Raw genomic sequence first — 12,210 nt, 5'->3', positions numbered from 1 at the left:
CGGCGGCTGACCTCTTCGCGAGCAAGCCCGCTCCCACAGTGGTTTTGTGTCGGATACATATTCTGCGTACACCGACGATCAAATGTGGGAGCGGGCTTGCTCGCGAATGGCAGCACCGCTATTCCAGCATCTTGCCAAGCAACCAACTGCCCGCCGGCCCCGGTGGGTGCAGCCGCGACCAGAGCGCATCGACGCATACGGGTTTCGGCCAGCCGCGCACCTTCAGCTCCACCAACGAACCTGCCCCAAACCGCCCCACCAGCCACCGAGGCAACGGCGCCCAGCCGAACCCGCCCTGGGCCATTTCCAGCAGCATCAGGTAACTCGGCGCCGACCAGACGCGTCCCTTCGCGCGGCTTTCATACGGATTGACGATCGTCGCCAGACGCAGCTCGCGGTGCTGTTGCAGCACGTCCTGATCGATTCCCTTCAGCTTCGCCAACGGGTGAGCGTGGGACACGAACAGGGCGATTTCCGTGCGCTCGTCCACCGTCGAACTGACCAGGTCTGGTGGGTAGCTGTCCTGCATCTCGGCGAAGGCGACATGCGCTCGGCCGCGTTGCACCAGCGCCACCAGGTCATCGCATTCGGCGATCAGGCATTCAAGTTCCAGATCTGGATAACGCTGCTCAAAAGCACTGAGCGCCGCTTCAAAACGGTCGGACTGATAAGTGTCGGAAATCGCCACGGTCAGCTTCGGCTCGACGCCTTGGGACAGTTGACTGGCGGTCATTTCCAGACGGCTGGTGGCGGCCAGAATCTCTTCGGCCCGCTGCAACATAACGTGCCCGGCCGGGGTCAGGCTCGGCTTGCGGCTGCTGCGGTCGAAGAGGGCAAGGTTCAGGTCGATTTCCAGGCTGGCCACTGCGGCGCTGATGGTCGACTGACTACGACCGAGCTTGCGCGCTGCAGCAGAAAATGAGCCTTGAGTCGCCGCCTGGACAAACGCCAGCAACACTTCGTGGGAAGCCATGAACTATCGCCTTGATCGATGGTTATTGGTTATGAAGTATCGGTGTGATGACAGATCATGGCAACCGTAGTCACTCAGGGAGTCTGGCCATGAACGCCAACAAATCCATCACTGAACGAATTTTCCAGGCCATCGGTTTCGAACTGCTGGCGATATTGATCTGTACCCCGCTATTGGCCTGGGTCATGGACAAACCCATGCTGGAAATGGGCGCGGTAACCATGGCCATTGCAGCACTTGCCCTGGCCTGGAACGTGGTCTTCAACGGCCTGTTCGACCGGTTGCTCAAGCGCTTTGCCATTGTGCGTAACGCGTGGGTCCGCGTGGTGCATGCGCTGTTGTTCGAAGGCGGTCTGGTCGCGTTCGGCGTGCCGTTGATTGCCTGGTGGTTGAAGATCAGCCTGTGGCAGGCGTTCTTGCTGGACATTGGCGTGCTGCTGTTTTTCCTGCCATACACCTACGTATACCACTGGGGTTACGACGTGGTGCGTGATCGGCTGTTGGTGCGCAGGGCTTGCGAGGTTTAAAAGCAAAGATCGCAGCCCGCGGCAGCTCCCACAGGGTAGTGCGGTGCTTCAGAACAGCTGGGTGAACAACCAGTACAAACTGCCCGACAACAGAATCGCCGCCGGCAAGGTCAGCACCCAGGCCATCAGCAGGTTGCGGATGGTCTTCATCTGCAAGCCACCACCGTTGGCGACCATGGTTCCGGCCACGCCTGAAGACAATACGTGGGTGGTCGACACCGGCAGGCCGAACATGTCGGCAGCGCCGATGGTCAACATCGCCACGGTTTCCGCCGAGGCACCCTGGGCGTAGGTCAGGTGCGTCTTGCCGATTTTTTCGCCGACCGTCACCACAATGCGTTTCCAGCCAACCATGGTGCCCAGCCCTAAGGCTATGGCCACCGCGATCTTCACCCACAGCGGAATAAACCGTGTGGCGTTGTCGATCTGTTGCTTGAACAATTGCAGCTTGCCGGTGGTATCGGCGTCGAAGTTGCCGACCTTGTTCTTGTCCATCAGGCGAATGGTTTCGCTGGTCAGGTACATGTCATTACGCACGTTGCCCATCGCTTCGGCCGGGACTTTCGACAGCGAGCCATACCCCTTCACTTCGTTACCGATGTGGCCCGCCAGTGCGGCGAGGGCGGGTATCAATTGCGGCGTGGCTTCCTTGCTGCGCATGTAATCGGTCAGCACCGGGCGTGGATCGGCGGGTGCCGGTAGCGGCGAGTTTTTCATCAGCGCTTGCTGAGTAACTTCAGCCACCGCAGCGAACTGCAAGGCCTGATCCGCCGGCATGGTCCGGTTCAGCGCATACGCCATCGGCAGGGTACCGACCAGAATCAGCATGATCAGGCCCATGCCTTTCTGGCCATCGTTGGAACCATGAGCGAAGGACACTCCAGTGCAGGTCAGAATCAACATGCCGCGAATCCACCACGGTGGCGGGGTGTCGCCCTTCGGCGCCTTGTACAACGCGCGATTTTTGACGAAGGCGCGCAACGCCAGCAGCAACAGCGCAGCAAAGGCGAAGCCGATCAGCGGCGACAGCAGCAACGCGTAACCGACCTTGGTCGCCTGGGCCCAATCCACGCCACTGGTGCCGTCGCGGCCATGCATCAGGGCGTTGGCCACGCCGACACCGATGATCGAGCCGATCAGGGTGTGCGACGAAGACGCCGGCAAACCCAACCACCAGGTGCCGAGGTTCCACAGGATCGCGGCGATCAACAGCGCAAAAATCATCGCGAAACCGGCGGAGGAACCGACTTGCAGAATCAGCTCCACCGGTAACAGCGCGATGATGCCGAACGCCACCGCGCCGCTTGAAAGCAACACCCCCAGAAAGTTGAAGAACCCGGACCAGGCCACGGCGAAATTCGGCGGCAAGGAATTGGTATAAATCACCGTCGCCACGGCGTTGGCGGTGTCGTGAAAACCGTTGACGAACTCAAAGCCCAAGGCAATCAGCAGCGCGACGCCCAACAGCAGAAACGGCGTCCAGGTCGTGACCACCGTGCCGAGTTCGCTCATGTCGTGCATCAGGCTGTAAGCGGTGAATAACAGCCCGCAGCCCAGCACTGCAAAGAACATCACGATAGTGAGCAGGCCGGGTTTTTTATCGAGCTGCGGCTTGGCGCTGCTGGCGGGAGCCTGGGCAGCAGCGGTGAAGGAAGGCGTAGCCATGCCGGATAATCCTGAGCAGAGAAGGAGTATCGGTCATGATCGTTGCTAAATATTACAGAGAGGCTGCGCTGGGTCAGTGTTTGGTTTTTTTGTGGTCTGTTGATCTGACTCCACACCGATATTGGGGTTTCACAATACCTGTGGCGAGGGGGCTTGTCGGAACGCCGCACCGCCCCGTTCGGCTGCGAAGCAGTCGTAAACCAGAGAATGCGGTCTGACTGAAGAAACCGGATAGGGGCCGCTGCGCAGCCCAACGGGGGTAAGCCCCCTCGCCACAAAGAATCGGTGGGGCCGAAGGATTCAATAATCCTGGCGCTTGCGAAACGCCCAGCGTCCGGCAATCAGGGTAAACGTCGCGACCAGCGCCACCAGAATCCAGAACCCTTCCGGATCGCCGGATAGCGGCACGCCGCCGACGTTCATGCCGAAGAAACCGGCAATGATGTTGATCGGCAGCGCCAGCACCGTGACCACGGTCAGGGTGAACAGCGTGCGGTTGCTCTGTTCATTGAGGTTGGCGGCGATCTCTTCTTGCAACAGCTTGATCCGTTCACCGAGGGCCGTGAGGTCGTTGATGATCAGCGCAAACTCCTCGGTGGACTTGCGCAGCTCCTTGACGTCCTCCTTCTGCAACCATTGCGGCGGGCGATTGAGCAGGCGCAGTAACGACCCCGGCTCCAGCGCCAGCAACCGTTGCAGGCGTACCAGCACCCGGCGGTTGGCACCCAGCTCAGCCCGGTTGGTCGACAGGCGCGAAGACAGCAACTCATCTTCGATCTGATCGACACTGAGGCTGGTCTTGCGCACGATCTGCGTCAGAACTTCGCCCTGATCGCGCAGCAAATGCACCAGTAATTCCAGCGGTGAGCGAAAGCATTCACCGGCCTTCACCGAAGAACGCAACTTGTCCACCGAGTGCAGCGGTTGCAGGCGTGCGCTGATGATCAGCCGACTGCGGGCGCAAACCCACAGCGTCGAGACATCCGAGGAGACCATGCTGCTGAGGTTGAACACCACGTCGTTGACCACCGCCAGCAACGCTGAATCGACATGCTCGATGCGCGTCGAGCGAGAACCTTCGTGTAGCGCTTCAAAAAACTCGTCGGGCAATGCCAGATGGCTTTTCATCCAGCGCTCGCACGCGGCATGGGCCAGGTTCAGGTGCAGCCAGAGGAATTCATCACTGTCGTCCGGTTGTTGCAGGCAGTGCAACGCCTTGGCCGAATCGATCTCTCGGCCACGCTCGCCGGGGCGAAAACTGAAACCGTAAAGCAGGCCGAACAGATCGGAATCGCGATGGCGCTGGTCAATGCTGTGGTTCATGAGGTCTCGCTGTGAGGAGGCGCCTGTCGCAGGTTTCACAGGTTCACTTAAGCCCCATCATCGCAACGCAACTTGAAGGTTTTGTGACAGTTGAATGGTGCTGAAAATTCGCCTCCTACCGGTGGTCGGAAGGGCTCAAGAAAGGCTCTGCCCCGCCGATGACGCTAATGTTGATCTTCCGATTCTGGTGGTGAACCAGCGTCGCTGACAGGGATGTCCGGACATCTTGCACGCCACTTGGGCGTGCCTTATCCCTGTCATGAGATATCACTCGATGTTTTTGCAAAAATCCCTGAGAGCGCAAATCCTCGCCCTGTTGAGCGGCAGCCTGTTGGCGATGTTGCTGATCGCTTTGGCCTGCTTTCACTTTCTGTCCAGTGGCGTTCAGAGCTACGCGAACCTGATCGAAGGTCCATTGCACGCGTCGCAATTGATCGATGAAGCCAACTTGCAATTCAAGGTGCAGGTCCAGGAATGGAAAAACGTCCTGCTGCGCGGTAAGCAACCAGCGGACCTGGACAAATACTGGAAGCAGTTCGAGGACCGCCAACGCGACGTGCAGGGCATCCTCGGTGAACTGGCCGGGCAGAAGGGCATCGAGCCGCAACTCAAGACCCGCATCGAACGCTTGCGTGAAGAGCATCGTGTATTAGGTACGGCCTATCAAAAGGGCCGTGATGCCTACGTGGCAGCCGGTGCTGATCCAACGGCTGGCGACAACGCGGTCAAAGGCGTGGACCGTGCTGCCAGCGAGCAGATGAGTGAACTGGTCAGCGAACTGCGCAAGCAGGGCACCGAGCAGTCGGCATTGATCAGTGCCAGCGCCGATCAGACGGTGTTGTTGGGGATCATCGTGATGTTAGTGTCGGGTCTGCTGATTGGCCTGTTGAGTCTGTGGCTGGTCAACCGCAACCTGGTGGAGCCGATCCGTAAACTGATCGACTATGTGGCACAACTCAGCCAGGGGCGCTTCGCCGAGCGCGTGGCCAGCAGCCGTCAGGACGAGTTGGGCAACCTGGCCAAGGCCGCCAACACCTTGCGCGATTTCCTCGCCGAAACCTTCAGCCGTTTGCAGCGCAGCGCGACGGACCTGGACAGCGCCAGCGGCGAGCTGAACTCGATTGCCGGCCTCATGGCCAGCGGCACCAACGAGCAATTCAACCGCACCGATCAGGTGGCCACGGCGATGAACGAAATGTCCGCCACCGCGCAAGAAGTCGCGCGTCACGCAGCCGACGCGGCACGTGCGGCCGACGATGCCGACCAGTCCGCTCAGCAGGGCGAAAAAGTCATGCAGGGCACCATTCACACCATTACCCAAATGCGCGGCGAAATCGCCAACACCGCCACGGTCATCCGTCGTCTGGAAGCTGACAGTGGACGCATCGGTAAAGTGCTGGAAGTGATTCGCGGCATCGCCGAACAGACCAACCTGCTGGCGCTCAACGCCGCAATCGAAGCGGCCCGTGCCGGAGAAGCCGGGCGTGGTTTTGCGGTGGTCGCCGATGAGGTGCGCAGCCTGGCCCAGCGCACGGCAGCGTCGATCATAGAGATCAACCAGATCATTCAAACCGTGCAAACCGGTGCGGTGGACGCGGCCCAGGCAATCGAAAGCGGTCAATCGCGCAGCGAAGAAAGTGTCGAGCAAGTGACTCAGGCCGGCGCCATGCTCGAGCGCATCACCCATGCCGTGGAGGCCATTCGCGACATGAACCGCCAGATCGCCACTGCCGCTGAAGAGCAGACTTCAGTGGCTGAAGACATCTCGCGCAACCTCACCGAAATCACCAGCATCGCCAGTACTAACCTGGACAACGTACAGCGCACCGAAGCGGCCAGCCACAATCTGCATGGCTTGTCGGGGCAGTTGAATGAAGTGACGGCGCGATTGAGCGCTTAGTGAAATGGGCTGTGTATCGGTTCAGATACCGAATCGGTGCACAGTCACTCTCAAGTCCGTGCCGCGCCCGTCGATGCCACGTCGGCTTCGTTGCAGACGGTGACGGCGGCGTTGTTACAGGCGTTGCAGGATGAGGGTGGCAGTACGTCGGGTTCGGTGGTCAGCACCGCCGCTTAAGTCCGTGAGGGCAAGTTGAAGGTAAATGTCGTGCCCTGTTGCTCGGTCGATACCACCTCCAGCTTCCCGCCATGGGACTGCGCAATCTGACTGGCAATGTACAACCCCAACCCGAGGCCGGCCTGCGGTGTTGCGCTGGCTGGTTTCGAGTAGGGCTGGAACAGATGCGGCAGCGCATCTTCGGCAATCAGCCCTTGGTTTCTTACGCTCAATACAAAGTGTCCTTCCTTGATCTGCGCACTGACCTCGATCGGGCCGTTGGGGTCTCCGTGGACAACGGCGTTCGCCACCAGATTGGATAGCAATTGCGCGACCCGTTCGCGATCGCAATGAACATTGCTCAGGTCGCCAATCGACGACTGAATGATGCGTTTTGGGTGAATGCTCTGGATCTCGGAAATCACGTGCCGCAACGCATCCCCCAGATCCGGGCAAGGCTCGATATTCACCGGAATGCCTCGGCCCAGTGACCCCCGCGCGAAGTCCAGCACATCGTCCACCAGTTTGGTCGCACGCCGGGCGCTGGTGAGGATGTGTCTGGCCCGTTGTTCATTCGCCGGGTCAGAGACTTTGCGCAGGAGCATTTCGGCGCCGGCGCTGATGGCGAACAGGGGGTTGCGCAGGTCATGGCCGAGCACGGCGATGAACTGTTCGCGCAGTTCGGCGGTTTGGCGTTCCTTGATCCGCGCCGCTTCGGTCCGTTGCAGGTTTTCGTCAGCTTCGATCTGTAGCGCGAGCATCCGGGCGAACGACTCCATGGTGCTCTGGATCGTGCTGGATTTGAGCGGTGCCGGATTGGGATCAAGGGCACAAATAGTGCCGAAAAAGCGCCCGTCGGTGCGCAATATCGGGACGGCAATGTAGCTTTCGAATTGATAGGTGTGGGGCGTTTGATGGTCGCGATAGAGTGGATCTTCACTGGCCTTGTCGATCACCACCGAATGGTGGCCCTGGCGGATTTCGTTGCACAGGGTGGAGACCAGGTCCAATTCATCGCCCACCTGCAAACCGAAATCCAGTCGATCGAGCACCGCGCAGGCAGTCCAAGCCTCTTCGGTAACACGGGTCACCGCCGCGAACCGCAAGCCGGTCAGCTCACTGATCACCTGAAGAATCGCCGGCACCGCACTGATCCGGCTGATTGTGGTGATGTCTGCTGCCGCTGTTTGCCCCATATCCTTGGTTCTCTGCTTCAACATGCCAAATGGTTTTGAGGGATTCTAGCGGGCTTGCGCGAATTGTCGCGGCTTCGTTCGTCACTTCAGCAAACTGCCTGACGCCGAACGCAAAAAAGCCGCACGACCCGAAAGTCGTGCGGCTTTTTGCTGTTGAATCACGTGTCTTGTTTGTCGCTCAGAACCTTGCCGGTAGTGGCATCGAAGTCCACGTCCCACTCGGTGCCGTCAGCCATACGCAGTTCAACTTCATATTCGTAGCCGTTGAAGTGGTTATCCAGGTCGGTGTCGGTAATCGTGGCACCCGGGTGCAACTTCAAGGCCGCCTGGTTCAGTTCTTCCAGTGGTTTGATCTTGCCGCTCTTGACCAACTCAGGGATCTGGTCGACGCGAACGTCAGCCTGGGCCAGGCCAGCAGTGAGGGTCAGGGCAGCAGCGGTGAACAGGGCAGTTAAGGTTTTCATGAAGTTCTTTCCTTGGATGAGCTGTTTAAGTGGGATCAGGTTAGCTCGTGCAACTTAATTCACCCTTAATTGCCCGTGGCGCCAAACTAAAGCTTCGCGGGCAAGCCGCGCTCCCACAGGTTTTGCGCAGACCTTGTGGGAGCGTGGCTTGCCCGCGAAACAGGCGCCACGGTCTCGAATCAGTAACCGTTGTTCTGCAACAACTGCGCAACGCTCGCCGCCGCCGGACGCTTATAGAAATTCAGCAGTTCGCTGGCGCGGTTGGTGAAGATGCCATCGACACCGGCCTCCGCCACTTTCTGATAGTCCACCGCATCGTCGATGGTGTAGACGTGCACCAGCAGGCCCTGATCGTGGGTGTACTGGTTCATCCACGGTTTCACCAGGTCCGAATAGCTCTGATCGCCACCCTTGGTCAGTGCGGCTGAAGGGCCGGTACCGATAGCGCCCTGGGCCTTGGCGTACTCGACCCATTGCTGGAATTCGGCTTTGTCTTTTGGCTCCTGCCTGGCGTAGTAGGTCGCTTTGTCCTTGTCACCGGACTCGGCGAACGTCACTTTGGATTTCGGCTCGATGCTGCCTTCGCCCACCCACAGCAGCAGGATTTTCGGCACTTGCGGCATTTCTTTCTCAAGCAATTCGAGGCTGCTCTTCTCAAAGGTTTGCAGCACTACTTTGCCTTTGCCCTGGCCGACCGCCAGATTGCTCTTCGCCAGTTTTGAGCCGGTCGGGCTCAGCCAGCCGCGGTCCTGCAATTTATCCTTGAGGTCACGCTCGATGCCGGGAAACTGCTTTGGCTCTTTGGTTTCGATGTACAGACCAGGCTTGTGCAGCGGGTTGCCCTGGGCGATGTCGATGATTTCGTCCAGGGTCAGGATCTTCAGACCTGTATAAGACGGACGCGCGCGATCCGGGTAAGCGCTGTTGAACCAGCTGCCGGCATCCAGGGTTTTGAGCTCGGCGATAGTGAATTCGTTGGCCAGGCTGTCCTTGCGTTCAGGGAACTTGGTAGCGACGTCGGTGGTGCGTTGCAGGTTGTTGTCGTGCAGGGCGAACAACACGCCGTCCTTGCTGCGTTGCAGGTCCATCTCCAGGTAGTCGGCGCCCAGATCGCGGGCCAGTTTGTAGGCCGCGGCGGTGGATTCCGGTGCATCGAAAGACGCACCACGGTGGGCGATCACCGCCGGGTGCGGAATGCCCAGACGGGTCGCCACTGCGGTGGGGCTTGGCTCGTTGGCGGCCTGTGCCTGGCCGAGTCCGAGCATCAAGCTCAGCAGCAGGGCGCTCTTGGTGAAGGTGACAGGCATGGTCGAAGTCCTTTTGCGATGGATTTTCAAAGACCTATCTTTTAACAACTGAGCGCCGCTTGCGCTATCGCCAGACCGACATAAACGTATTTAAAGCATTTTTTTTCAGCGCTTTTGTGCGGCTCTTTGCAGTACTCTTGGCCCCGGCAATTTCCCCGGCAGAGGGAAACCCGTTCGCTTGCCCTGCGTGTAAACCATCGATCACCGGTCCTTTACGACCTTTTGTGAGGTTTATCATGCGCATCACTTCCCAGCTCATTTGCCAGGCCGCCGACCAACTCAAAGGCTTCGTCGGCCTCAATCGCAAGACCGGCCAATACATCGTTCGTTTCAGCGAAGACTCGTTCGGCATGGACGTGGCTGATGACGGCATCATCCCCACCAGTGAATTCGTCTGGGCACCAGGCCCCGAGCAGACCATGACGCTTAAGCGCGAGCTGATCCAGTTGCTGCTGGACCAGAACATCGACGACCGGATCAACATCACCGAACCGTTGCGGGTGTACATGAACCGGCGGGAAGTGCCGCAGATTACGGCGGTGAGGAGTTTGGTGCTGGGTTGATGTTTTTGCGGTGTCCAGTCGGGCCTCTTCGCGAACAAGCCCGCTCCCACAGTGGATCTTATGCGTACACAAAATCTGTGAACGACCGAGATCAAATGTGGGAGCGGGCTTGCTCGCGAAGGCGATTTAAAAAACACCGCAGCAATCACTGCTCAAACAAATACGCCCGCTCAACCTTACATACCCGCGTATGACACGCCGAATACCAGGTCGATCGCCCGCGCTCGCGAATCGCGCTGTGCTCGGGATGGTGTTTCCAGGCCAGGATCGCCGCCTCGCTATCCCAGTAGGACACCGTAATCCCAAGCCCATCCGCACCCCGGGCCGATTCCACGCCAAGGAAGCCGGGTTGCTCCCGGGCCAGTTCCACCATGCGTTCGGCGGCCTGCTCGTAACCGTGATCGCCGTCGGTGCGCAGTGAGGTGAAAATCACTGCGTAGTAAGGCGTTGCCGGTGTCTGGGCGATCATGATTGTTGCCTCGCACAAGCCTCGATCAACGCACGGACCAACGGCGGCAGAATACCCTTGAGCGCGGCGCGTTCCGGTTGGAACAACGTGGCGACGAAGAACGGATGATCGTTTAGCTCCACCGCCCGCAGATCCCCCGCCGAATCGTGGCCAACCGCGTGCAACTGTTGTTTCAGTAACTCCCGTTCAAACTCAGGATTCACACCATAACGGCAGCGATATCCCTCGCGAATTTCAGCGTTTTCGTACGCCTTGGCGATCAACGAGCCTTCAACCAAATGAATGCTGTCGACGGCTTCCACCAGCGAACAGGTCAGCGGCGTGAGTAATGCTCGCGTCGCCTCGGGCGATGTCTCGCCGTGTTCGGCATCCTCCCAGCCTAGAACATTGCGGGCGAATTCGAGTACCGCGTGCTGAAAACCGCCGCAAGTGCCGAGGAAAGGTCGCTGCTGCTCGCGGGCAAAACCGATCGCCCGTAACGCACCGTTCATGTCGCGATAAGGGCTGGCGGGCACGCACCAGAAACCATCGAAATCATTCAGTGGCGTATCGGCGTTGATGGTGTCGGTGGCCAACCATTGAAACTGTATGTCCTTGCCTGAGTGCTCGGCGGCCATGCCGAGGGCAACGGGAATGGCTTGGTGGGCGATGACCTGTGGGTCGTAATCGCCGATCAGGGCGATGCGGATGGCGCTGGTTTCCATGAGTGATCTCGACGCTTGTTGATTCCTGGCACCCACTATAGATTGGCGTTCACGCAATCAATATTGGCGTTATTCCAAGTGATCAATGCACCGACGCACTATCGACTCGACTACCCGGACCTGTCCCTGATCCTCGCCCTGGTGCGCGGCGGCTCTCTGGCCCGGGCCTCGGCGTTGTTGAAAGTCGACGTCTCGACGGTGTTTCGCGCCGTCCGCCGTCTGGAAGCCGCGTTGGGCCAGCAACTGTTCGAAAAGAGCCGCGCCGGTTACCTGCCGACCACGCTGGCGCAGACCCTGGCCGAGCAGGCTGAACGCGCCGAACAAGCGCTGGAGGCGGCGCGCATTGGCGTGGAGCAGGGCGGTGAAGTCATCAGCGGCACCGTGCGCCTGACCTGCACCGATTCGGTCCTGCAAAGTTTATTGTTGCCGGCGCTGGCGCGGTTCATGCCGTCTTACCCGGCGCTGACCATTGAACTCTGCACCTCAAATGACTTCGCCAACCTCAGCCGTCGCGACGCCGACATTGCCTTGCGGCTGACCCGCACACCACCCGAGCATTTGGTTGGCCGGCGACTGGCGGATATTTCCTACCGGGTCTGTGCCAGCGCGGCCTATCTGCAATCGGTTGATTCCCACGACCTGGCTGCATTGACCTGGATCGCTCCCGACGAATTCCTAGCCGATCACCCCACCGTCGCCTGGCGACGTCAACAATTGCCTGGCGTGATACCGAGCTATCGCTGCAACAGCATGTTATCGGTGACCGAGTTGGTACGGGCCGGGCTGGGTGTCGCGGCATTGCCGGACTTCCTCATCGGTGATGGACTGCAACCGTTGACCGAGTCCTTGCACGGTTACGACACGGCGCTGTGGTTGCTCACTCGACCAGACTGCCGCGCATTGCGCTCGGTGGTGACGTTGTTCGATGAGTTGGGGCGGGCGCTGAAGTTGCCTTGAGTCGGA

At 59.5% G+C, this 12,210-nt stretch carries 13 protein-coding genes; 5 read left to right on the top strand and 8 right to left on the bottom strand.

Annotated elements, in window-relative coordinates; genetic code table 11:
- Nucleotides 1–118 precede the first annotated feature (118 nt).
- Entirely contained in the window at nucleotides 119–973 is an 855-nt protein-coding gene (locus KVG95_RS11535; protein WP_217856552.1) for a LysR family transcriptional regulator, read from the bottom strand.
- An 89-nt stretch (nucleotides 974–1,062) separates the two neighbouring features.
- Between KVG95_RS11535 and KVG95_RS11530 the strand changes: the two genes are divergently transcribed.
- Complete coding sequence (locus KVG95_RS11530) at nucleotides 1,063–1,500, top strand: multidrug/biocide efflux PACE transporter (RefSeq protein WP_217856551.1); 438 nt, start codon at nucleotides 1,063–1,065, stop codon at nucleotides 1,498–1,500.
- A gap of 48 nt (nucleotides 1,501–1,548) precedes the next feature.
- Here the strand turns inward: KVG95_RS11530 and KVG95_RS11525 are convergent, their stop codons facing one another.
- Together KVG95_RS11525 and KVG95_RS11520 are read right to left on the bottom strand one after the other, a co-directional pair.
- On the bottom strand, nucleotides 1,549–3,165 hold the full coding sequence (locus KVG95_RS11525; protein ID WP_217856550.1) for an inorganic phosphate transporter: 1,617 nt from the start codon (nucleotides 3,163–3,165) through the stop codon (nucleotides 1,549–1,551).
- 300 nt (nucleotides 3,166–3,465) lie between these two features.
- Entirely contained in the window at nucleotides 3,466–4,488 is a 1,023-nt protein-coding gene (locus tag KVG95_RS11520; RefSeq protein ID WP_007898751.1) for a transporter, read from the bottom strand.
- Nucleotides 4,489–4,762: 274 nt separating this feature from the next.
- On the opposite strand from KVG95_RS11520, the gene KVG95_RS11515 reads away from it, so the two are divergent.
- Nucleotides 4,763–6,388, top strand: coding sequence for a methyl-accepting chemotaxis protein (locus tag KVG95_RS11515; protein WP_217856549.1), 1,626 nt, complete (start codon nucleotides 4,763–4,765; stop codon nucleotides 6,386–6,388).
- Nucleotides 6,389–6,424: 36 nt separating this feature from the next.
- Nucleotides 6,425–6,565: a hypothetical protein gene (locus KVG95_RS11510; RefSeq protein ID WP_217856809.1), complete on the top strand. Its 141-nt coding sequence runs from the start codon at nucleotides 6,425–6,427 to the stop codon at nucleotides 6,563–6,565.
- Here KVG95_RS11510 and KVG95_RS11505 read toward each other — a convergent pair.
- The 3 genes from KVG95_RS11505 to KVG95_RS11495 all read right to left on the bottom strand — a co-directional run bounded on the left by KVG95_RS11505 (nucleotide 6,562) and on the right by KVG95_RS11495 (nucleotide 9,511).
- Nucleotides 6,562–7,740: a GAF domain-containing sensor histidine kinase gene (locus KVG95_RS11505; RefSeq protein ID WP_217856548.1), complete on the bottom strand. Its 1,179-nt coding sequence runs from the start codon at nucleotides 7,738–7,740 to the stop codon at nucleotides 6,562–6,564. The genes KVG95_RS11510 and KVG95_RS11505 overlap by 4 nt on opposite strands.
- A gap of 158 nt (nucleotides 7,741–7,898) precedes the next feature.
- Nucleotides 7,899–8,204: a PepSY domain-containing protein gene (locus KVG95_RS11500; RefSeq protein ID WP_217856547.1), complete on the bottom strand. Its 306-nt coding sequence runs from the start codon at nucleotides 8,202–8,204 to the stop codon at nucleotides 7,899–7,901.
- A 179-nt stretch (nucleotides 8,205–8,383) separates the two neighbouring features.
- Nucleotides 8,384–9,511: a glycerophosphodiester phosphodiesterase gene (locus KVG95_RS11495; protein WP_217856546.1), complete on the bottom strand. Its 1,128-nt coding sequence runs from the start codon at nucleotides 9,509–9,511 to the stop codon at nucleotides 8,384–8,386.
- Nucleotides 9,512–9,747: 236 nt separating this feature from the next.
- Between KVG95_RS11495 and KVG95_RS11490 the strand changes: the two genes are divergently transcribed.
- Nucleotides 9,748–10,074 carry a DUF2025 family protein gene (locus KVG95_RS11490; protein ID WP_217856545.1) on the top strand — a complete coding sequence of 109 codons (327 nt, stop codon included), beginning with the start codon at nucleotides 9,748–9,750 and terminating at the stop codon, nucleotides 10,072–10,074.
- 145 nt (nucleotides 10,075–10,219) lie between these two features.
- Here KVG95_RS11490 and KVG95_RS11485 read toward each other — a convergent pair whose 3' ends face one another.
- Nucleotides 10,220–10,543, bottom strand: coding sequence for an antibiotic biosynthesis monooxygenase family protein (locus KVG95_RS11485; RefSeq protein WP_217856544.1), 324 nt, complete (start codon nucleotides 10,541–10,543; stop codon nucleotides 10,220–10,222).
- Nucleotides 10,540–11,247, bottom strand: coding sequence for a CTP synthase C-terminal region-related (seleno)protein (locus tag KVG95_RS11480; RefSeq protein WP_217856543.1), 708 nt, complete (start codon nucleotides 11,245–11,247; stop codon nucleotides 10,540–10,542). The genes KVG95_RS11485 and KVG95_RS11480 overlap by 4 nt, the downstream gene beginning before the upstream one ends.
- 15 nt (nucleotides 11,248–11,262) lie before the next feature.
- On the opposite strand from KVG95_RS11480, the gene KVG95_RS11475 reads away from it, so the two are divergent.
- On the top strand, nucleotides 11,263–12,204 hold the full coding sequence (locus KVG95_RS11475; protein WP_217856542.1) for a LysR family transcriptional regulator: 942 nt from the start codon (nucleotides 11,263–11,265) through the stop codon (nucleotides 12,202–12,204).
- Nucleotides 12,205–12,210: the final 6 nt, after the last annotated feature.

Origin of the sequence: Pseudomonas farris, assembly GCF_019145235.1 — a bacterium.
GTDB classification, from domain to species: domain Bacteria; phylum Pseudomonadota; class Gammaproteobacteria; order Pseudomonadales; family Pseudomonadaceae; genus Aquipseudomonas; species Aquipseudomonas farris.
This window is presented reverse-complemented; position numbering and strand designations above follow the sequence as displayed.

What these genes read in the sequence shown, in the direction of transcription:
- KVG95_RS11535 (WP_217856552.1), bottom strand. Translation starts at nt 973, where the DNA reads ATGGCTTCCCACGAAGTGTTGCTGGCGTTTGTCCAGGCGGCGACTCAA.
- KVG95_RS11530 (WP_217856551.1), top strand. Translation starts at nt 1,063, where the DNA reads ATGAACGCCAACAAATCCATCACTGAACGAATTTTCCAGGCCATCGGT.
- KVG95_RS11525 (WP_217856550.1), bottom strand. Translation starts at nt 3,165, where the DNA reads ATGGCTACGCCTTCCTTCACCGCTGCTGCCCAGGCTCCCGCCAGCAGC.
- KVG95_RS11520 (WP_007898751.1), bottom strand. Translation starts at nt 4,488, where the DNA reads ATGAACCACAGCATTGACCAGCGCCATCGCGATTCCGATCTGTTCGGC.
- KVG95_RS11515 (WP_217856549.1), top strand. Translation starts at nt 4,763, where the DNA reads ATGTTTTTGCAAAAATCCCTGAGAGCGCAAATCCTCGCCCTGTTGAGC.
- KVG95_RS11505 (WP_217856548.1), bottom strand. Translation starts at nt 7,740, where the DNA reads ATGGGGCAAACAGCGGCAGCAGACATCACCACAATCAGCCGGATCAGT.
- KVG95_RS11500 (WP_217856547.1), bottom strand. Translation starts at nt 8,204, where the DNA reads ATGAAAACCTTAACTGCCCTGTTCACCGCTGCTGCCCTGACCCTCACT.
- KVG95_RS11495 (WP_217856546.1), bottom strand. Translation starts at nt 9,511, where the DNA reads ATGCCTGTCACCTTCACCAAGAGCGCCCTGCTGCTGAGCTTGATGCTC.
- KVG95_RS11490 (WP_217856545.1), top strand. Translation starts at nt 9,748, where the DNA reads ATGCGCATCACTTCCCAGCTCATTTGCCAGGCCGCCGACCAACTCAAA.
- KVG95_RS11485 (WP_217856544.1), bottom strand. Translation starts at nt 10,543, where the DNA reads ATGATCGCCCAGACACCGGCAACGCCTTACTACGCAGTGATTTTCACC.
- KVG95_RS11480 (WP_217856543.1), bottom strand. Translation starts at nt 11,247, where the DNA reads ATGGAAACCAGCGCCATCCGCATCGCCCTGATCGGCGATTACGACCCA.